The 21,105-nt window shown below is 58.1% G+C and carries 16 protein-coding genes and 1 tRNA gene; 8 read left to right on the plus strand and 9 right to left on the minus strand.

Translation table 11 applies throughout. The annotated features are described in order from the left end of the window. Nucleotides 1-2 precede the first annotated feature (2 nt). Together ACP15L_RS07120 and ACP15L_RS07125 are read right to left on the minus strand one after the other, a co-directional pair. Nucleotides 3-2,015: a dynamin family protein gene (locus ACP15L_RS07120; protein WP_170638089.1), complete on the minus strand. Its 2,013-nt coding sequence runs from the start codon at nt 2,013-2,015 to the stop codon at nt 3-5. A 2-nt stretch (nt 2,016-2,017) separates the two neighbouring features. Continuing rightward, nucleotides 2,018-2,440: a hypothetical protein gene (locus tag ACP15L_RS07125; protein WP_170459901.1), complete on the minus strand. Its 423-nt coding sequence runs from the start codon at nt 2,438-2,440 to the stop codon at nt 2,018-2,020. Nucleotides 2,441-2,856: 416 nt separating this feature from the next. On the opposite strand from ACP15L_RS07125, the gene ACP15L_RS07130 reads away from it, so the two are divergent. Then, nucleotides 2,857-2,941, plus strand: a tRNA-Leu gene (locus ACP15L_RS07130). Between the two features lie 80 nt (nt 2,942-3,021). Here ACP15L_RS07130 and ACP15L_RS07135 read toward each other — a convergent pair. Continuing rightward, nucleotides 3,022-4,080 carry a transporter substrate-binding domain-containing protein gene (locus ACP15L_RS07135; RefSeq protein WP_419739370.1) on the minus strand — a complete coding sequence of 353 codons (1,059 nt, stop codon included), beginning with the start codon at nt 4,078-4,080 and terminating at the stop codon, nt 3,022-3,024. A gap of 208 nt (nt 4,081-4,288) precedes the next feature. Here ACP15L_RS07135 and dapE point away from each other — a divergent pair, with 208 nt between their 5' ends. Then, entirely contained in the window at nt 4,289-5,428 is a 1,140-nt protein-coding gene (dapE, locus tag ACP15L_RS07140; RefSeq protein ID WP_425083645.1) for a succinyl-diaminopimelate desuccinylase, read from the plus strand. Between the two features lie 62 nt (nt 5,429-5,490). Next, nucleotides 5,491-7,749, plus strand: a complete 2,259-nt coding sequence (rnr, locus tag ACP15L_RS07145; protein ID WP_425083646.1) for a ribonuclease R — start codon at nt 5,491-5,493, stop codon at nt 7,747-7,749. On the opposite strand, the gene ACP15L_RS07150 is transcribed toward rnr, so the two are convergent. The 4 genes from ACP15L_RS07150 to ACP15L_RS07165 all read right to left on the minus strand — a co-directional run bounded on the left by ACP15L_RS07150 (nt 7,746) and on the right by ACP15L_RS07165 (nt 13,773). Then, a complete protein-coding gene (locus ACP15L_RS07150; protein ID WP_425083647.1) occupies nt 7,746-8,858 on the minus strand; it encodes a TfuA-like protein in 1,113 nt (370 codons plus the stop codon). The two genes, rnr and ACP15L_RS07150, sit on opposite strands and share 4 nt — an antisense overlap. Beyond that, nucleotides 8,855-10,063 (minus strand): YcaO-like family protein, encoded by a 1,209-nt coding sequence (locus ACP15L_RS07155; protein ID WP_425083648.1) that lies wholly within the window; start codon nt 10,061-10,063, stop codon nt 8,855-8,857. Before ACP15L_RS07155 ends, ACP15L_RS07150 begins: the two co-directional genes overlap by 4 nt. 20 nt (nt 10,064-10,083) lie before the next feature. Continuing rightward, nucleotides 10,084-10,380 (minus strand): hypothetical protein, encoded by a 297-nt coding sequence (locus tag ACP15L_RS07160; RefSeq protein WP_419739375.1) that lies wholly within the window; start codon nt 10,378-10,380, stop codon nt 10,084-10,086. Nucleotides 10,381-10,482: 102 nt separating this feature from the next. Next, complete coding sequence (locus tag ACP15L_RS07165; protein WP_425083649.1) at nt 10,483-13,773, minus strand: adenylate/guanylate cyclase domain-containing protein; 3,291 nt, start codon at nt 13,771-13,773, stop codon at nt 10,483-10,485. Between the two features lie 172 nt (nt 13,774-13,945). Here ACP15L_RS07165 and ACP15L_RS07170 point away from each other — a divergent pair, with 172 nt between their 5' ends. Continuing rightward, complete coding sequence (locus tag ACP15L_RS07170) at nt 13,946-14,587, plus strand: NADPH-dependent F420 reductase (protein WP_425083650.1); 642 nt, start codon at nt 13,946-13,948, stop codon at nt 14,585-14,587. Between the two features lie 932 nt (nt 14,588-15,519). On the opposite strand, the gene ACP15L_RS07175 is transcribed toward ACP15L_RS07170, so the two are convergent. Together ACP15L_RS07175 and ACP15L_RS07180 are read right to left on the minus strand one after the other, a co-directional pair. Then, the gene (locus ACP15L_RS07175; RefSeq protein ID WP_425083651.1) at nt 15,520-15,930 is read right to left on the minus strand and encodes a Rap1a/Tai family immunity protein; all 411 of its coding nucleotides are present in this window, start codon (nt 15,928-15,930) and stop codon (nt 15,520-15,522) included. A gap of 285 nt (nt 15,931-16,215) precedes the next feature. Next, complete coding sequence (locus ACP15L_RS07180) at nt 16,216-16,572, minus strand: hypothetical protein (RefSeq protein ID WP_425083652.1); 357 nt, start codon at nt 16,570-16,572, stop codon at nt 16,216-16,218. 283 nt (nt 16,573-16,855) lie between these two features. Here ACP15L_RS07180 and ACP15L_RS07185 point away from each other — a divergent pair, with 283 nt between their 5' ends. The 4 genes from ACP15L_RS07185 (at nt 16,856) to ACP15L_RS07200 (ending at nt 21,094) form a co-directional block, all read left to right on the plus strand. Beyond that, the gene (locus tag ACP15L_RS07185) at nt 16,856-17,881 is read left to right on the plus strand and encodes a LacI family DNA-binding transcriptional regulator (protein ID WP_425083653.1); all 1,026 of its coding nucleotides are present in this window, start codon (nt 16,856-16,858) and stop codon (nt 17,879-17,881) included. 94 nt (nt 17,882-17,975) lie between these two features. After that, nucleotides 17,976-19,277 (plus strand): ABC transporter substrate-binding protein, encoded by a 1,302-nt coding sequence (locus ACP15L_RS07190; protein ID WP_425083654.1) that lies wholly within the window; start codon nt 17,976-17,978, stop codon nt 19,275-19,277. A gap of 107 nt (nt 19,278-19,384) precedes the next feature. Beyond that, nucleotides 19,385-20,251, plus strand: coding sequence for a carbohydrate ABC transporter permease (locus ACP15L_RS07195; protein WP_170375757.1), 867 nt, complete (start codon nt 19,385-19,387; stop codon nt 20,249-20,251). A gap of 12 nt (nt 20,252-20,263) precedes the next feature. Further along, nucleotides 20,264-21,094 carry a carbohydrate ABC transporter permease gene (locus ACP15L_RS07200; protein ID WP_068333782.1) on the plus strand — a complete coding sequence of 277 codons (831 nt, stop codon included), beginning with the start codon at nt 20,264-20,266 and terminating at the stop codon, nt 21,092-21,094. Nucleotides 21,095-21,105 lie beyond the last annotated feature (11 nt).

Genomic DNA, 21,105 nt, shown 5'->3' on the forward strand with positions numbered 1-21,105 from the left:
ACTTACGCCGCTTCGTTGCTTAGATCTTTGAGGATGCTGCCCAGAATCTCGTCACGGGATTTCTGCAATTGCAGACCCGCCATCAGCGCCGGGTTCTGCCCTGCATCCTTCTCGGCCGTGGCCGAGATATTCAGCAGGGTTTCCTTTTGCTCGCGCAGGAAGTCGGTCAGGACGGCCCGTACGTTTTCAAGCACAGCGGCGACCTGATTTTCCTCGATATCCTTGGTGATTGAGTTCGCCTCGGACGCGATCAGACGGGTGTAGTCGGATGCATAAGCTTCAAACCCTTTGCGCCGCTGCCACCAGCGCCGCCACCATGTGCTTTGCAAGTCCAGCGCGATGGTGCGACCGATCCCCAGCGGGGGCGGTACACGGGGCACAATCGGGGCTTCGATGTTGAATTCACCCAGATGATTGCCAAGCAGTTTCTGGTAGAGCGCCTCGACATCCGCCGCCGCAGCCGAATAAAGCGCGCCGGCTTCTTTGCGCATCGAACGGGCAAAACTGAAATACGCCGCTTTTTGCAGCGTCCGCAGACCTGCAGGGTCATACTGCCACGTACCCTGTTCACCATTCTGTTCCAGATGCGAAATCAGAGAGTCCGTGGCCCGTTTGACAAAGCTCGTTTCGGCCGAGTTCAAACGCTCCAGTACCTTGTCGCGTAGCTTGGCGGTCAGGTCAGCGGCCTTTTTGTCATACTCGGCGGACACGGCGGCAATCGCATCTTCAGGCGACGCGCCGTCAAGATCGCGAACGACGCCCTCACCCCCAGACAGAGTCTTTGCAACCGCGGTGGCGCGAATCTGGCTGGCAATGTTGCGCGCCCGGTGGCGCACACGGTCCAGCAATCTGGCCCCTGCCCCTTCGGCGATACGTTCGTTCATTGCCAGTAGCAGATCGGGCAGGCCCGAAAGCGCCCAGATCTTGTCCAGTGACGGCGCCTGATCTCCGAACCCTGCAGCAAGGTAGAAAGTGTTCAGGGCCTCACGCGACTCCTCGGTCAGGATTTCGGGGTTGCCAGTCAAGGCGGCCTCGGCCCACAGGGCGCTGCCGAACACGACACTTGTGTTGGCGTCGATGTTGTTCTGTTTCAGTGTGTCCTGGATCCGGTCGCGGATCTCGGGCACCTGGTTCACCGGATCAGCCAGCTCATCGATACGGTTCACGAACAGGACGATCTGACGGTTTTCGAACTGGGCGATGATCCGCATCAGCGCCATATCCATCGTGGTCAGCGCCTGACTTGCAGCCAGCACGACAACACAAACCTCGGACCCGCGCAGGCTGCGCAGCGTGATCTGCTCGCGCACCATGAAGGTATCGTTCACACCGGGCGTGTCACAGAGCTTCAGCGCAATCGGGTATTGCGGGATGTCCATGTAAAGCTCGGCCGATTTGGTTACATCGGCGAACCGTCCGGTTTTGGGATCGATATCCGGATCGTCCTCATCGCCCAGACAGACGTAGCGCTGGATCAGCTCTTCGTCGAAATAGTCGTATTGGTGGCTTTGACCTAGGATCAGGTCGAAATGCTTGCCAAGACGTTCTTCCGATTTGGCCTTCATCTCACCGATCTGGCGGCGGATATCGTCCATCTCGTCATCCGCACCGGCGCGGTTGGCCAACTCACCCAGACGACCGCCGCCCACCATCAGGTTGTCCCATTCTTCCTGCTCGAAGAAGGTGAACTTGGACTTGGTGTCACCCGGCGGGCGCGTATTGATGTTCAGCGTCGTAACCACCGAGGTCCAAGGGTTGACGTCAGACGGCAGCAGCGCAGGACGGCCTGCCAGAATGTTCACGATCGAGGACTTGCCAGCCTTGACCTGCCCCACCATCGTAACGCTGGCGGTGAAGTTTTCCATTCGCGTCTTGAGCGTTGCCAGACGCGCCGAGGAGCGCGCATCCGCCACCTCTGTCAGTTGGTCGATCTGCGATGTCAACGACGTCATCGCCGACGTCATCGGCATCAGAGCTTCATTGCCCACAGACAAAAGGTGGTCATTGCGCGCCATGTTCAGCCTCCGGTTCCTGTTGCCGCGATCCGGTGCGCGTGATCCGCGCCTTGAGCCGGGATCCCGGTCAGGGTGTCTATACGGGCGATCAGGTTCAGGGCATTGCCCAGAATCTCAGCCTCGGCCCGTGGTGTAATGGTTTCATAGCCTTCGGAATCTGCCAGAACCTCGATCGAGCTGAAGCGGTCGCCGTTTTCCAGGCAGGCCACACGACGCCCGGTCGGAAAGCCGTCAGACTTGCTGGCGGGCAGCGGCATCCGCGCGTTTGCCAGCAGATAGTGCTGGCCCGAATGGGTGCGCAGTGAAATTCCAAAGCCGGTATTGGGGTAGTCACGGTTCAGGGTTTTGAGTTCACCCAGAAAACTCTCACGTGCAAAGATGACGGCATCCTGCTCGTGGGCAGCGGAGTTGTTCGGATCGGTCACAGCAAAGAACCTCGAGACTGGAGTTGAGCAATAAAACTCGTAAGGGCGCCTAAGTGGCAGAAAAGACTCATTAACTCCTACGCGACCAAGAAGCCCGTTCAAGGCGGTGTTATTTTGACGCGAATAAGATATTTTGGCGTTTCAAATGTGGCGCCATTAAGGCGCGCGATTCATAAGAATGCCTCAACCCCTACGTGTACGGGGTTCTTCTTCAAAAACACCTATCTCGCGACAAACCGCATAGTCTGCAAATTGGCAACGTTGGCGGACTATACCGCAGCGCTTGGCAAATACCAGCGAATCGCAACGGCGTTTTGTTCAAGCGCAAAAACTTGCCTTTGAATGGATTTTACCCCTCGCGCTTGCGGAAAAGCTTTGCTATCCAGCGCTCCAGTCCGACGCATAAGCGTCCGGTTGCGGGTGTGGCGAAATTGGTAGACGCACCAGATTTAGGTTCTGGCGCCGCAAGGCGTGGGGGTTCAAGTCCCTCCACCCGCACCACTGGTATCCATAGGCGATAATTGTAGCATTTCAGCTGGTCCGCTGAGCTAGCTGTGCCTTCGAAACCAGAGGCCAGTTTCTTAGTTTCGCGATCCGAACCATTTGCGGTAAATCTCGTCATAGGTTCCATCTTCGCGCAAAGCCAGAAGCGCCTGATTGACCTCTTCCACCAAGGGTGATCCCGTCGGGAAGGCTATGCCGTAGTTTTCGCGCAGGAAGATTCCTCCGGTCATCGTGGCGATCCGACGACCCTCATGGGCCGCGAAATAGGACAGGACAGGGGCGTCAAACACGACCGCGTTCAGGTCTTCGGCCTTGAATGCCTCCAACATTTCATTAAGCCCGGGGTAGGCGACGTATTCGATCTCGCGCCGGTTGAGAAAACTGGCAGCAGTCGATCCTTCGATCGTGCCAACATTCTTGCCGTAAAGGTCATTGACCGAATTCACATTCCCGGTGATCGCATCCACCGTCATGACACTGGTGATCCGGGCGGTGAAAACCGAGACGATGAACAGGGACGACACCACCAGTATGACGCCTAAAATGCGGCCAAAGGGCGTACGGGGCATCCTCTCTTCAAAGCCGCCATTGACGACCAAGTTCAGTGCCCACCAGAAGGATGGGAACCATGCCTCGTTCAATTTTCGGTCGAAATAGGGCTGCGCGCGACGTTCGAACCCCCACATCAGCATGCCGCCCCCCAGAAGGATGGCAAAGGCCAGGCCGATGGCAAAGAACAGCTCGGCCGACAGTAGCGCCTGCAGCAACGACGGCTTGCGCGCCGAATCCGAGGGCACCATGATCTGCAACCCAGCCTCGAAGATCGGCTGGCTGAAATCCATCTGCGTCTCACGCAGCGCGGTGATCGAGATATTTGCGATCGCCAAATCCGCCGTGCCATCCTGCACGGCCCCCAGCATGTCTGCGAAGGCCTCGACCCGGGTAACGGAGTACTCCCACTCCAGCGACTCGGCGAGCGCTGCCAGCAGGTCCATCGAAAAACCAGCCTCGGCACCGTCCTCGACATAGGAAAACGGCGGGCGGGTCACCGTGGTGACGTTCAAGGTTTGGGCCAGGCTTTGCTGTGCGAGAACGGCGAAAGTCAGGCTGATCAATGCGTAAAAGGCGCGTTTCATGGTCAAATTACCTGTTTCGCCGCCCTGTAGCGCGATTGAGGTCAAAACAGCAAGGTCACCGCAAGCTAAAGCACCATGTTTTATTGGCGTCTCAACTCGACACATTGTGGGAATTACCGGGGGAAATTGGCGGATTGGGGTTGGCAATCCGGCCAATTCGTTGAATCTGTGCGGGAACCTGAACGAAAACCCAACCCCGAGGCCCGAAATGACGGACGCAGTTCAATTGACGGCGGATTTGATCCGTTGCCCATCGGTCACACCCGTTGAAGGGGGGGCTTTGGTCTTGCTGGAAAATCTGCTGTCAGACGCGGGGTTTGACTGCACGCGGGTGGATCGCGGTGGCATCTGCAATCTGTTCGCTCGTTGGGGGGGTAAGGGGCATCCGCGTAGTTTTGGCTTCAACGGCCACACCGACGTTGTTCCGGTGGGCGATGAGGCCGCATGGACCAAGCCTCCCTTCGGGGCCGAGGTGCATGACGGCGTCATGTTCGGACGCGGCACAACGGATATGAAGTCCGGAGTCGCGGCCTTTGCCGCCGCAGCTGTGGATTTCGTCCGCGACACGCCTCCCGACGGGGCCATCATCCTGACCGTCACCGGGGATGAGGAAGCCGACGCGTTGGACGGCACGACGGCCCTGCTGGACTATATGGATCAGTCGAAGGAGAGGATGTCGGTCTGTCTGGTGGGCGAGCCGACCTGCCCAAACCATATGGGCGAGATGATCAAAATCGGTCGTCGCGGTTCGATGACCGCATGGTTTACGGTAACCGGGGTGCAGGGGCATTCGGCCTATCCCCATCGGGCGAAGAACCCTCTGCCGGCGATGGCGCGGCTGATGGATCGGCTGGCCAGTCACGAGTTGGATCAGGGCAGCGATCACTTCGATGCCTCTACGCTGGCCGTTGTGACAATCGACACCGGCAATGCCGCGACCAACGTGATCCCGGCGCAATGCAGCGGGGCGGTGAATATCCGCTTTAACGACCTGCATTCCGGAGCTGCCCTTAGCGATTGGTTGCTGCAGGAGGCCGATCAGGTGGCGCAGCAATTCGGCGTCGAGGTTGAGACCCGGATCAAGATCTCGGGCGAAAGCTTTCTGACCCCTCCGGGCGCGCTTTCCGATCTGGTGTCAAAAGCCGTCAAAGCCGAGACCGGCGTCACGCCCGAGCTGTCGACCACGGGCGGCACATCCGACGCGCGGTTTGTCAAAAACCACTGCCCGGTGGTAGAGTTCGGGCTGGTTGGACGGACCATGCATCAGGTAGATGAATGCGTCGAGGTAGCCCAGATCGAGCAACTCAAGGCGATCTACACCCGCATCCTGAAAGACTACTTCGCCTGACTGGATCTGGGGGCTGCGATTTTAGTCATGACGCCGTCGCACCACCGTGCTAGGCCAAACCCATGACTCGCATCCCCACCAAGCAAGAGGTCCTGGATTGGATCTCGGCGAACCCCACCCTGACCTCGAAACGCGATATCGCCAAGGCCTTTGGCATCAAGGGCGCGGATCGGATTGATCTGAAACGCATCCTCAAAGAGCTTGAGGCCGAAGGGCATCTGGAAAAGCGCAAGCGCAGCTATCGCGACCCGGATCGTCTGCCCCCGGTCAGCGTGCTGCAGGTGAAGGCCCCCAATGAGGATGGCGACCTGTTCGCGCGGCCTCTGGAGTGGCATGGCGAAGGGGTTGAGCCGGTCGTGCTGCTGATTACCCGCGCCAGCGACCCCGCTTTGGGCGAAGGCGACCGGATACTGGCCCGTCTGACCGTGGTGCAGGAAGAAGACCACAATTACGAAGCCCGCCTGATCCGCCGCATCGGGACCAACCCGCGCAAGATCGTAGGTCTGTTCCGCAAAGGGGCCGAGGGCGGGCGGATCGTGCCCATCGACAAAGCCAGCCAGACCGAATGGCAAGTGCCCGAAGGCGCGGTGCATGGGGCCAAAGACGGTGAACTGGTCGAGGCCGAACAGGCCGGACCCAAATCCCGCATGGGCCTGCCCCGCGCCCGCATTGTCGAACGTTTGGGCGACCCGTCCGCACCCAAGGCTGTGTCGCTGATCGCGATCCATCAACACGGCATCCCCGACGACTTTCCCGACAAGGTCATCGCCGAGGCCGACAAGGCCAAACCCGTTGGTCTGAAGGGTCGCGAAGACTTGCGGGACATGCCGCTGCTGACCATCGACCCCTCGGATGCGCGCGACCATGATGACGCCTGCTATGCCCATGCCGATGACGATCCCAAGAACCCCGGCGGCCATGTGATCTGGGTGGCCATCGCCGATGTTGCCGCCTATGTGCAGCCCGGCACCGCGCTGGATCGCGAGGCACGCAAACGCGGCAACTCCAGCTATTTCCCAGATCGCGTCGTGCCGATGCTGCCCGATCGCCTGTCCGGTGATCTGTGTTCGCTGCACGAAGGCGTTCCGCGCGCCTGTATCGCCGTGCGGATGCAGATCGACGCCGAGGGCAACAAGATCGGCCACCGCTTTGTGCGCGGCCTGATGCGCTCGGCCGCGTCGCTGCACTATGCTGAGGTGCAGGAGGCCATCGACGGCACCCCCAACGACCGTACCGGACCGCTGTTGGACACGGTTCTGAAACCGCTCTACGCCGCCTATGCTGCGCTGAAAACCGCGCGTGCGACGCGCCAACCGCTGGAACTGGACCTACCGGAACGCAAGATCGTTCTGTCCGACACGGGTGAGGTCACCAGCGTCGCCTTCCGTGATCGTTTGGACGCGCATAAACTGATCGAAGAGTTCATGATACTCGCCAATGTCGCAGCGGCTGAAACGCTGATTGCGAAGCGTCGGCCCCTGCTGTTCCGCGTCCACGAAGAACCCGCGCCTGAAAAGCTGGAAAGCTTACGTGAAACGGCCCAAGCCGCTGGCCTAAACCTTGCCAAAGGACAGGTATTGCAAACCCGTCACCTGAACGCCCTGCTGAACGCGGCGGCGGGTACCGAGGATGCGGAGCTGATCAATCTGACGACCCTGCGGTCGATGGCGCAGGCCTATTACAACCCAGAAAACTACGGTCATTTTGGGTTGGCGCTGCGGAACTATGCACATTTCACCTCGCCTATTCGGCGCTATGCTGACCTTATTGTCCACCGCGCGCTGATCTCGGGCCATGGCTGGGGTGATGACGGTCTGACCGAGGATGAAATCGCGCGGCTTGACGAAACCGCGACGCATATCTCGGACACCGAGCGGCGCTCGATGATGGCCGAACGCGACACGACTGACCGCTACCTAGCGGCCTATCTCAGCGAGCGTGTCGGCAATGAGTTCACGGGCCGGATTAGCGGCATCGCGCGCTTCGGGGCCTTCGTGAAAATGGACGAGACCGGCGCGGATGGGCTGGTGCCTGTCCGATCGCTGGGGCGTGAGTTCTTCCATTTCGACCGCGAGGCGGGAACCCTCATGGGCTCGGATACCGGCCTGATCATAGCGATAGGCCAACGTGTCACCGTGCGCCTGACCGTGGCGACGCCGGTTACGGGCGGCTTGGAGTTGGAGCTGCTCTCCATCGACGATCAGGCCCTGCCCCGAGGACGCGGCCCGAAGGGACGCGCAACCAGACGCAAGGCCGTCAGCACCAAGCGCAAGAAGGACAAAATCAAGCGCAAGGTCGAACGGAAACGGCGTCAGCGCTAGCCTTTGCCCGCAGGTTGTGACGACCCCTGTGCAAAGACCAGCAAGTCTCGCATGCGGTCGTTCAGGTGGGGCTCAATCTGTTGCCGCGCCCGTGCGATCCGTGCGCTTTCCTCCAACTTGCGGGACAGGGCGTCGATATCCACGCCGTTTCGACTCAGCCAGTGCTGCAGCGCTTGCTGATCAAGCAGGCCGTGTTGCTGTCGAAACTCTGATACTGCACGCACAAGGTCTTCGCCCGGCACGGGTTGCCCGGAGTGCTGGTCCAGCGCAAGAGCCAGCGCGTCGATCTCTGCGGCAAGGCGCAGCGCGTCGAACCGATCACCGGAGGCGGTCTTGCATCGCGCAAGGACCTCAGGATCATTCAGCGGGTTATGAGACAGCACGCCTGTCAGAAGGGTTTCGAACGCATCCGTATGCCGGAACTCGAACGCTGGCGCGACTGGAAGCGTATCGTTAAGCCAGTCGCTCTCGACACGCTGCAAACAGGCCTGTGCATCGCGGTTTTTCTGATCAATTCGGCCCTCGGGAAGCCATGCCTCAAGGCGGTCTGCGGCGGCTGGGTCCAAAGCTGCACAGTCTTCCAGGAGGCTGTCAAAGCTGCGATCGGGATAGAACCTGCGACGGGCGGCTGCGAAAAGGGCGTCCGCCAACTGCCGCTCAACAACCTGCGCGGCGATGGCGGCATCCAGTGTCCAGCGGATGTTCACCAGTGGCTCGGAAAGGTTGGCAAAACCGACCTCTTCGGGCGCATGGATTAGGGCAACTTCGTCATCGGCTTCAAGCCGAAATTGGGTGAACGCATCAAAGATCTCTCCGACCCCGATCATGCCAAAACTGCCAAGCTCACACGCGCGCAGGGCTCCGATCGAGGCGGCGCCATAAACGGGGATACCTTCGGACAAAGCCCACAGGATTTCCTTGTGGTAGACGGCGGGCAAGGCCTCGAAATAGCCATCCAGCAGGATGATGGCACGTGGGCGGGCAAGCGCCGCCTTCAGCAGATCACCCTGCGCTGCAGGCCCAAGACGTCGGATCGGCAACCGGTCTTCCACATCACATGGGTGCGGCAAGGAAGGGCCGACAAAGAGGAGGATGTCACCTTGGCTCATGACACCTTCCGCGCGCGCGCTCCGGGGCGGTACCCTGGCGCGTAGGATGTACCCTCAAGCCCCGGCGCAATGACCCGTATGACCGTCGCGGGCAGGTCGGGCACCGAAAGATCAATGGCGACCGGCACCTCAAGCCCGGCTCGTTCAAGCGCGGCCAGCATGCAATCAAGGCTATCACGAGGGGAGCGGACCTGATGCAACGGCACCTGATCGAACCTGTGTGGCGTGTCCCCCTCGACGATCTCGGCGCGCTGCGACAGTAGCGTTTCTGCATTGCGCCGCGCTTCGTAATAGTCGCGCATCCGATCGTCCCGCGCTCCCGAGATGAGGGTCAGCCGACTTTGCGCCGCTTCGGTCAGGGCACGAGACAAGGCAATGCCCCGCGCAGGGTGGCACCCTGCCCCCGAGGCCGCCTGCAAGCCACGTCTCAAGTCATCCTGACGGTCGATGATCGTTGCAAAGAATGCGGGAATTCCAAGGTCCGAGGTTACATCCCAGATCGCGCAAGCCACGCCTGTGGCGTCGAACCTGTCGAGAAGCGCTTGGCAGGTCGGGTCTGTGACGGAGTGCAGATCGACCCGGCAGGACGCCATGATGCTGGGGTTGCGCTTCCATAAGGTCACCGCATCACGCTCCAGCGTTTCGGCCAGAGCCTGACAGGTAGCCTCATCAACGCTGCTGCCTGAGGCGAGGCCGGTCGACGACATCAGAAAACACCCCAACCCGGGCTGCAGGGGCAGCGTGTAATCCATATGGACCAGCTCGTAAGGAACCCAGACCGAATGATCATCTGAGAGCGCCTTGCCCTCGGCCCAAAGCACGGATTTGCCGCGCGAAATAGGGTGATCTGAAATCCGGGGCAGACTCTCAAGATCAATCACGTTTTCCGACTTCGCCAAGTCATCGGCGCTTGCCAAACGCAGGGGCAAAACCGGAGTTTCAGCGCAGCTGAGCTCGACCGCCTCCATCAAGGCCGAAACCTTTGCATCCGCGATGGTCGCGCCTTTGCCTTGCGTCACGGCCAGAGACCGCGCATTCGGACGATGCGCGGCGTAGACGGGAATGCCGATGCAATCCAGGCCGGTCAGATCGGCCAACCGGGTGACGCCAAGGCGTTTCATATGGGGCAAGACGCGGTCCAGAACCTGTACGGACGGAACCGCGTGGGCAGGCGCTCGGTGCTGGTCTTCCCCCTCCTGCCCCATGTCTTTCAGCGGGGCTGATCCTAGCTGCGTGTGAATTTGTGCCTCTGTTTCAGCCCGTCGATATTGACCAGATAGCAGGTGCCTTCGGGTTCGAACTTGTCAGGCGGCAGGAAGTCTTTGGGCGGGATGGTGGCAAGGTTCACACCACATTCCAGAAGCTCTCGGACCAAGGCCCAGCCCTTGTCGTTCTGGTACTTCTCAGGATCAACCTGATAGGCTTTGTTGTCCCAGACCTCACGCGGGATATGCAACACTGTGCCATCATCGCTTGCAATAATCAGGTCGTGTCTAAAGTTCTCAATATCGCTTTCGGACATTATGTCTCCTCCACTCAATACAGGCACGTTCACTACAGCAAATCGAACCCGGTGCCGCAAGCTTTCCCTCGGGCCGGAGCAATCTTGCGCAAATGAGCCGTGTTAGAGGAACCCAGAATAGCGTGCAGCGTCGATCAACGCGGCGATGCGCTGTTTGATCAGGGGCACGTCGTCCGTGCCAGTCAGGGTGACAATATCTGCCACGACATTGCGCAGCGTCTCGGGCAGGTTCTGCTGGCTGCTGTCCAGAAGGCGCGCGCACAGCTTTGGCACCTCGGAGAGGTCTTTCTGCGTCTGACTGGATGCGATCAAAGGCAATAGCGCGGACCATTCAAACGGATAAGCGATCGAAGTCTTCTCGAACTGAACCATCGCGTCGCGGGCCAGCTTGCACGCGGTACTGTCCGCGCTGCGCTGCCAAGCCTCCCACGACAGGTTGGCGGTCGCCAATGCAATATACTCATGCATCTGCAGTTCCCGCGCCAACGCGATGCTTTCATGAGACAGGCGCGTGGCCTCGGATGGGTTGTGCATGCGCCGGTAGACGAGGGACAAATAAGTCATGCAGCGCAACTCGATCTTGCGGTGACCGGATTGGCGCGCGGCCTCCAATCCTGCGCTCATCGCCTCTTGTGCCTGTGGCAGGCGGATGCTGTGCAGATTGACGAATCCAAGGATAAACCGAGCCGAGGCTATAATGGCCAGATTGCCGGTTTCCTCAGCCGCAGACACATAGTTCGATGCGGTTTCAATCGTGTCCTCGGTGGGATCATAGCGCGACATTCTTAGGTCACGCAGCACCAGTTGATCGAAATACTCGGCGCGTTGTTCAGCGGTCATGCTGCCCACATCCTGCGCCAGCCCGGCCGCCAGTTGAGACATCGCCTCGCCATCTCCGCTCCAGTAGTGAACGTTGAGCGTATTAAGTTGGATGTCGATCCACTCCCGCAGTAACTCGGCGTCGTCCCGCCACGCGGTTTGATCCAGCGCGGCCTCGGCGGCGGCAAGTTCGGCCAGTGATCCCGCGCGATCCTGTTGCAAGGCATTGCCGGTCAGACGGTGTAACCGAGCAGTTTTCCGCGGGTTGTCTTGAACCAACCCTACGGCCTCACGATAAGCCGCAACCGCGCCGTCAAGGTCGTGAACCAAGGTCAAGACGGTGCCAAGCTGTTCCAGCAGATCGGCACGCTCCGGCAGTGTGCCGGGGTGTAACCCGTCCGAAAGGGTGACCTGTTCCAGATGGTTCAACGCGGATTTGAAATAGGCAGTGGCCTCTGTATTCGCGTAGCGCGAACTTGCCTGCTCCGCCGCTTGCTGGAAGCACCGTGTTGCTTCCGCATGGTTGCCGGACAACCCCCAATGGCTGCCCAGAACATGGGCGGGCGTGATTTTGCGAAACCGCGCACCAAGTACAGCCGCAATACGCGCATGCACCATTGCACGCACGGATCGCAGCATGGTCTCATACGCTGCATCGCGCATCAGGGCGTGACGGAATGAGTATCTGCGAGCCGCAGCCGGGGCGGGAACAATAATCTGCGCCGATACCAACGTGTTTAAATGAGCCGACAGCGCATGATCGGATTCATCAATCACGGCAGACAGAACGTCGAAGGAAAAATCCCGACCAATGGCCGCAGCCGTCTGCAGTATCCGGCGGGATTCGGGGTGACGATCAAGGCGGGCGACCAACAACTCGTTCAGCGTGGTCGGTACCGCCGTCTCATCAATCGAGGTGCCGCCCCCATCGGTTCGGTCAAAGACCCCGGTTTCAATGAACGACTTGGAAAGCTCCTCTGCAAAAAGCGGCACCCCGTCGGACCGATCCGCGATCAATTCCAGCACCGGCATCGGCACCGGTTTCAGATCGTAGACATGCGCCGCAATCTCACCGATTTCCTCGTTGGACAGCCGGGTCAGTTCGATGCGCGTATTGACCTCCCACGCGGTTTGAAACGCGGGCCTGCCGGTCAGCAGCACCATGACCTGCTCATCTTTGAACGTCTCAAGCAGCCGTCCCAAAAGCTCTTTTGTGGTCGGGTCGATCCAGTGAAGGTCCTCGAAGACAACCAGCACTTTCTTGTCGCGCACATACCATTCGAACAGAGCGATCAGCGCCTGAAACGTCATCTCTTTCCGGCCCAGCGCATCAAGCGGCAGCGTGGTGTCGCGCCCGTGTTCTCGAAACTGCATCAAGGCATCCGCCAATGAGGCTGTCTTGCCCGGGTCCAGGTTTGTAGCCGAAAAAATCTGTTCCAGCCGCTGGGCTGTGTCCCCGGCCGAAAGCTGCCCCCCGCCCAAAACCATAGACCAGATTTGGTTCAGTACCGGATACAAGGCGTCATTGGTATGAAAGGGCGAGCATTGAAAGCGCAAAACGTCGCCCTCGGCCTCAAGCACATGCGATACGAACTCTTCCACCAGTCGGGACTTGCCGATCCCCGGCTCACCAGAAATGAGCATCGAGCGCGGAACGCCCTGCGCGACCCGCTCCCACGCGCTATCCAACTGGCCCAGTTCAACCTTGCGGTTGATGATCGGCAGCTTTTCTTTTGACCGACGTTTGAAATCGGGGGTGGGGCCGTCCGTTGCACCTTCGACGCGCCAGATACGCACCTCGCCGCGAAAGCCTTTCAATTTGTGATTTCCCAGATCGGTCAGATCGAATTTGCCTTCGACGATCTTCTTGGTTTCATCCGAGATCGCCAAGGTGCCCGGTTTTGCCATCAACTGAATTCGAGCGGCCAGATTCGGCGCGCGTCCGACAGCCTGATCTTCTTCGATGTATGAGTTCCGGATCAGATCCCCGACAACGACATTGCCCGTTGCGATGCCAATACGGCAATTCAGCTTAACCCCATGCGGGCGGCCCAGAAAATGCATCGAGTCGGCGATGCTCAGCCCCGATCGGATCGCCCGTTCGGCGTCATGATCATAGGCCTGCGGCCAGCCGAAATAGGCCAGAACGCCATCGCCCAGATACTGCGCGACAAAGCCGCCATATTCCTCGACAATCTCGGTCACGGCGCTTTTGTAGCTGGTCAATAGGGTCGAAAGCTCTTCGGCATCCAATTGTTCGGACAGTTGGGTCGAGCCGACAAGATCCGTAAACACCACTGACAGCTGCCGCCGCTGTTGCGGCGCGACCGAGTGGCTACGATCCGCCTTTTCCGCAAAAGGGCCGTTTGCCAGGTCCGATGCCTGCCCGCTGCGCAGCAAGGCAATCGCATTCAGCAATTGACGGCGATGGCCAACCGACGCGATCCCCATATCCCTGAGGTCTTCTGCAGTAATCGTCGGCAGCAGGCTGCCATCCACATCATGGTCATGAAACGCCGAGATGTAGCGCTCCATTCCAAGCGCGCGCAGCCAATCGTCGAGATCAATTGCCATCGTGTTTTTTCACCATTCACCCTACCAACGGGCACTTACGGCACGGCTGAAACACACCAACCGCCCGCCTGAAGCGCTGCAATCTGAAAGCGAGCGCAAAAAACAATTATCATCATGATACCGATTCCACTATCCTCGGAATCGCAACATTATCAAGGGGAAGAACGTCGTCGTGCCCAACTCAAGAAATTTGCTTATCGTCGGAACCGGCAATGTCGCCAACGCGCTTGCGCGCCGGTTTTCTGCAACGGACCATGTGGTTCATATCGGCTCGCGGGATGCCGGACGGGGGGCCGAGGCTGCGGACCGGCATGGTGTTAAAGGTGGCCTTGCAGCGGATCTGGTGCAACACGCCGAGGTTGTGTTCATCGCCGTGCCGTTCACGGCGCTGGACGATACATTAGAGGCTCTGGGTTCGCTGGAAGGTAAGGTGGTGGTCGACTGCACCAACCCTCTGACCGATGACTACATGGCTCTGACCCTGGGGCATTCCACGTCCGCCGGCGAGGTCTGCCAGGCGAAGCTGCCGGGCGTTCCGGTCGTAAAGGCCTTCAACGCGATCTTCGCGGATGTCGTTGACTCGGATCCGACCTATGGCGGCATCCGCCCTCAGGTCTTCCTTGCCGGGGATAACGCGGGGGCAAAAGAAACAGTGGCTGAGCTGGTTCGTGCCATCAACTATGACCCGGTCGATAGCGGAGCCATGCTGAGCGCACGGTATCTGGAACCTCTGGCCGAGTTGATCATTCAGATGGCTTATGTCCAAGGCGAAGGCACGCGGATCACGCCTGTCATCCTGCGCTCAGACGCATAATACCGCTTGAATACCCGGAGAAGCAGGCAGGCTCGGACGCCCTGCCTGCTTCAAAGGCCTATTGCAAATAGCAGCCGCCGCCGCGTGTCTGGGCTGGAGCTTCGGATCGCCACTCCTTAGCCTCCGACGTGGTCGCCTGTCGGATTGTGTCACCCGCCATACGGTTCTTCCCAGCTTCGTGAAGCTCTTTCGATCAGTAGAAATGCATGCTTTTGGAAATACCGTGGCAGCAGCACAGGGCGACAATGCTCTTCATTCCACCGAGTCCAGTCAAAACACTCGTGATCTTCTCATCAACAGAGTACTGCTTGGTTGTGTTTGACACCTTTGACCAGCTTGTCAGCCGCATCTCTCGGTAAGAGGTTTTTAGGACATATCAGAACAGTCCATCGCGCAATATTGGGCCAAAACGGCAAGCTGTCCTGACCCAGGAATATACGGTGGAGCCTTCTGGACAGTCGTCAGCCATGCGGTCAATCTGGCCTGTAGCGGCTGCAGCAAGCTTGCCGGCGACCACAACACAAAATGCGGAAGTGGCGCGATGCGGCGTCATTTCCCGATATTGGTCATCGAAAGCTGCCAAATTGACTTAACTCGAAACTGGTCGCTCGCTGCATTTGAGTCGGATGTCTTAGTTGCGGAACATGCAGTCGCTGACGGGCATTCGGATCATCGGCACAACCGGTTGATGACAATTCTCTGCTGTCATTGAGGTCCGGCTGACTTTCGGCCAGCGCAGACAACTTTATTTTCTTAACCTCCGAGAAGTCTTGCAGAATCGCGCAAAGCACTCCGGCAAGCGCCTGAGGACCTCTTTGCAGTAATTGGCAATTCGCGACTGCGGGTCGAAATGAGTTTGTCGGCTTGTTTTGTGCTAAACGTATGAGCTATCCGCTTCTGCACGGCGATGACCACTTTAGCCTTTGAAACGGCTACATATTTTCTTCACAGGGAAACGCGCTCCAAAGGCTTTTTGAGATTGCTGAACCAGCACTCTCCTCCCATGTCTCGGGGTGATCCGAGATATAGTTCACCACGATTTCACGCATTTGGTGGTTCGGAAGTCTGGGAAAAACACACCTGCCAGAGCGAAGAGGATCAGTAAACTCTTCTGTATTCTCAATTGGCTCGCTTCCCAAACCTTTTGTGGTTCGGACAGTATGCCAAGTCGTGTCTCTTCCTTCGCGATATCCGGCCATATACCCCATACAATAGCCCAGTTGCAGCGCATCCCCGTCTGTGCAGATATCAACAAGCGTACGGCCATCCATTTCGGCAGCGGCTTGCGAAACAATGCTCGATAAAAGCACTGCTGCGGCTGAGTTTAGAATTCTGGCTGTCATTTCACGCCTCCTTACTTTCAAGCATTTGCCAGAAGTAGCGGCATTTCTCGGAGACCTCATTTTCGATCCCGAGTTGTAGATGTTTAACATAATCTCAGCATTTCCGCCTTGACGCAGATCATATTCGTTGAACTTTGACGTCCTTTAACGTCTGCGCTTGGGAAATGTGCCGCATTGCTTCGGTCTATTCAGCGTAGCAATGCAGCAGTGAATTTGGCCGCGTCAACATCAGGCAACTTGTTCTGCAACCAGGACGTTAGCGCCTAAAATTCGCTGCACTCTTAATCAATGGCTGTTTTTTTTGCCTAAAACGCGGCTGGTGGGGTGGCGGAAATTTTCTGCGTCGGCGAAATGCTGGACAACAGCACTTCCAGTATGGGCTCGCTGCCAAAATTCACTACGGTCCTCCGCCATGTATGTCTTCAGCTCGTCGCCAATTTCATCGAAATGAAATGTCAGGCGGGGCGACTTAGGTGAAAAAGCCCTGAGTTCCAATTCCTGCAAACATTCAAGCAGATCGAATGCGTTTGAAACGCGTTTATCTACGAGGGTAGAAAACCGACCCACGTGCCCAAAGAAAATGACTGAAACAAGGTCATTCGACCGCACTAATAGCGTGATTGGCCCTGAAAGCTGGTTCAACGCATCAAGCGTCGCCTTCTACCAAAGGTTTGGGTGCTGCTCTGACCAGCCGGGGTTTTGCGAAGACATTGCAATGCTCATTGAGGACGTCACAAGAATTCGATCTGGATTCGCGCAAACAAGCTTGACCGCCGATGTCCCGCTATCAATCCCGAGATACATTCAAACCCGGCGCCTGCAGAAATACACGGAACTTGACTGGCTATTGATCTTTTTAGCGCGCGCAAAGAATATGTAAAAGTAAGATAAGATCAAAGCGGCTGTGATCCGCAGGCAGACTGGCATGACCAAAATCAAGAATATGGAAGAGTTCGCGGCGCTCAGCGGAATCTCGCGGCCCACTGTGTCCAAATACTTCCACGATCCCGATAGCGTTCGCCCAACGACAAGAGCGCGTATCGAAGAGGCGCTGGAGCGGTTTGACTATCGCCCGAACATCTATGCGGTGAACCAGAACCGTAAACTGACCAAGAATATCGGCATTGTCGTGCCCTATCTGGCCGATCCGTTCTTTGCTGAAATCGCCCGGTATCTGGAACAAAGCTGTATCGCAGCCGGGTATCGTCCGTTCCTTTTCAGCGCTCACGGTGAACAAAAGCTGGAAAACGAAATCCTGGACGGTTTGCAATCCCTTAAACCTGCGGGCGTGTTGTTGGCGCCTTTGGGGCGTATCTCTGACAAGTCAGCGATCGAGAAATTCTGCGCCAGTGTGCCGACGGTTCTGTTCGACAGTAACCTCGATGGTTTGGGCGCAGCGTTTATCGGGTCTGACAATTTCAGCTTTGTGTCTCAGACCGTGGAATACATGACCCGCACGGGCGAGCCGCCCTCGTTCTTCGAAATGCGGACCCCTGCAAACCCCAATGCCAACAAGCGGCGCAACGCCTATGTCGAGGTGATGGAGCGTTTGGGTTTTGAACCACACGTGATCAAAATCGAAGGCACGGGCTGGGCCTTTGAAGAGATTGGCCGACAGGGTGCGCTTAGGGTGTTGGATGAACGCAAGTTACGCACGGATTCGGTTTTGTGCAGCAATGACCGATTGGCGATCGGCTTTCTGGCGGCGTGTTTTGAGCAGGGGATTCGTGTCGGGCGGAAAGAGGATTGTGCACTGCGTGTGGCCTCGAACGACGATCATCCCTTTGCAAAGTTCACATGCCCCTCACTGACAACCGCAGCACATGATTATGACAATGTGGCGGCCCGAAGTGTCGAAACGCTCTTCGAACTCATTGAAAACGGTGGGAAATTTGAGAGGCGGACAGAAACCCTCTTCCCGGCCCGATTGGTTCTCAGGGAATCCGCATAGCACCAAAAATTAACGCGCGTAAAGTTTTTATTGACGGCGCGACAATTCTTGAACTAGTCTTTCTGCACAGCATCCAAGCTCAGGGAGGACAGGGATGTACTTGAAACACGCACTTCGTGCGGCGACAGCTTTGACGTTCGTCGCGACGGCCGCGGCCCACGCACAATCCATCACGATCGCCACAGTAAACAACGGCGACATGATCCGGATGCAGGGCTACACCGATAAATTCACCGAAGCGACCGGCATTGACGTCGAGTGGGTGACGCTGGAAGAAAACGTACTGCGCCAGCGCGTGACCACTGACATCACCACCAAAGGTGGTCAGTTTGACATCATGACCATCGGTATGTACGAGACCCCGATTTGGGGCGCAAATGGCTGGCTGGTGCCGCTGGACGGTCTGTCCGAAGAGTACGACGTCGGTGACATCTTGCCCGCCATGTCGGGCGGTCTAAGCCATGACGGAACGCTGTATGCGGCGCCGTTCTACGGCGAAAGCTCGATGATCATGTACCGTACTGACCTGATGGAAAAAGCGGGTATGGAAATGCCTGAGGCGCCAAGCTGGCAGTTCATCAAAGAGGCAGCGGCGGCGATGACCGACAGAGACGCCGACATCAACGGAATCTGCCTGCGCGGCAAAGCCGGTTGGGGTGAAGGCGGCGCGTTCATCACGGCGATGTCCAACTCCTTCGGCGCGCGCTGGTTCGACGAAGATTGGAAGCCCCAGTTCGATCAGCCCGAATGGTCTGACACGCTGAACTTCTACGTTGAAATGATGACGGAATCCGGTCCGGCAGGCTATGCTACCAACGGGTTTAATGAGAACCTGTCATTGTTCCAGCAAGGCAAGTGCGGCATGTGGATCGACGCCACTGTTGCGGCGTCATTCGTGACCAACCCGGACGACTCGACCGTCGCGGACAGCGTTGGTTTTGCGCTGGCACCCGACACCGGATTGGGCAAACGCTCCAATTGGCTTTGGGCTTGGGCACTGGCCATTCCGGCCGGTACACAGCAAGAAGACGCAGCCAAGCAGTTCATCGAATGGGCAACGTCTAAAGACTATATTGAGCTAGTTGCTGAAAACGAAGGTTGGGCAAACGTACCGCCGGGCGCGCGCTCCTCTTTGTATGAGAACCCGGAATACCAGAAGGTTCCGTTTGCCAAGATGACGCTGGACTCGATCCTGTCCGCTGATCCAAACAACCCAACGGTCAAACCTGTCCCATATGTTGGCATCCAGTTCGCTGCGATCCCAGAGTTCGCGGGTATTGCGACACAGGTCAGCCAGGAATTCTCGGCAGTCTATGCCGGACAGCAAACGGTGGATGAAGCGCTGGCCAAAGCACAGGCCTTCACCGCCGAAGAAATGGAAGCCGCAGGGTACTGAGGCATCCTCCCACGCGGGCGGGCAGTAAGCTGCCCCCCGCTCACCCCTTCCACAACCCACATTTTTCTCGCAGGCTAAGCTACGCCTGAACAGAGAGGGTTTGCGTAATGGCTACTCAACATTCCCGATCCGTCGCGCGCCTGATGATGGCACCCGCAGTGGTCCTGCTACTTGGCTGGATGCTCGTGCCCCTGACGATGACGCTGTATTTTTCTTTCAAGAAATATCTTCCCCTGCGTGGCGGTGATCTGGGCTGGGTCGGCTTCGACAACTACGTCCGGTTCGTATCGTCCAGCTCCTTCTGGCCCGCGGTTCAGGCAACGCTTGTGATCGTCGGTGGGGTTCTGGTCATCACCGTTATCCTGGGCATCCTTCTGGCGATGCTTCTGGACCAACCGATGTGGGGCCAAGGGGTTGTCCGCATCCTCGTGATCGCGCCCTTCTTCGTCATGCCCACCGTGTCTGCGCTGGTCTGGAAGAACATGTTTATGGATCCGGTAAACGGCCTGTTGGCCCATCTGTGGCGCTTTTTCGGGGCCGAGCCGATCTCGTGGCTGTCCGAGGCGTCTATGACCTCGATCATCATGATCGTCTCATGGCAGTGGCTGCCCTTTGCGACGCTCATCCTGCTGACAGCAATCCAGTCGCTGGATAGTGAGCAGTTGGAAGCCGCCGAGATGGACGGCGCGCCAGTCCTAAAGCGCTTCTACCACATCATCCTGCCGCATCTGAGCCGCGCGATCACCATCGTGATCCTGATCCAGACAATCTTTCTTTTGTCGATCTTCGCCGAGATTTTCGTGACCACCGGCGGCGCATTCGGCACCCGTACACTCACCTACCTGATCTTCCAGCGTGTGCTGGAGAGCCAGAATGTTGGCCTCGGATCAGCCGGAGGTGTCTACGCAATCATCCTAGCCAACATTGTTGCGATCTTCCTGATGCGCATCGTCGGCAAGAACCTGGACGCGTGAGGAGGTAGGACCATGGCCCGCGCTGTCACAACCCGCCGCAAATCGCTGAATACCGCCCTCGCCTGGGCCGTTGGTTTGCTGATCTTTTTCCCGATCCTCTGGACCATCCTGACCAGCTTCAAGACCGAGGCGCAGGCGATCGCCAGCCCGCCGCTGTTCCTGAACTTCAACTGGACGTTGGAAAACTACGCCATCGTGCAGGAACGCTCGGACTACATGCGGTTCCTGTGGAATTCGGTCATCATAGCCGGGGGCTCGACCATTCTGGGCGTCATCATCGCCGTCCCCGCTGCATGGGCGATGGCATTCGTTCCGTCCAAGCGCACCAAGGACATTCTGCTTTGGATGCTGTCCACCAAGATGCTGCCTGCGGTCGGCGTTCTCTACCCGATCTACCTGCTGTTCATTAGGTTGGGTCTTCTGGATACGCGCGGAGGACTGGTCGTCGTGCTGATGCTCATCAACCTGCCGATCATTGTCTGGATGCTCTACACCTATTTCCGCGAAATTCCCGGTGAGATCCTGGAAGCCGCACGGATGGACGGGGCAACGTTGAAAGAGGAAATCCTCTACGTCCTCACCCCCATGGCCATCCCCGGTATCGCCTCGACCGTTTTGTTGAACTTCATCTTGGCGTGGAACGAGGCGTTCTGGACCCTCAACCTAACCGCTGTCGACGCTGCTCCGCTAACGGCGTTCATCGCCAGCTATTCCAGCCCAGAAGGTCTGTTCTTTGCCAAGCTCAGCGCGGCCTCGACCATGGCGATTGCGCCAATCCTAATCCTTGGCTGGTTCAGCCAGAAACAACTTGTCCGCGGCCTGACCTTCGGCGCTGTGAAATAAGGAACACGACA

Origin of the sequence: Ruegeria profundi (assembly GCF_049800715.1) — a bacterium.
Classification (GTDB): Bacteria; Pseudomonadota; Alphaproteobacteria; order Rhodobacterales; family Rhodobacteraceae; genus Ruegeria; species Ruegeria profundi_A.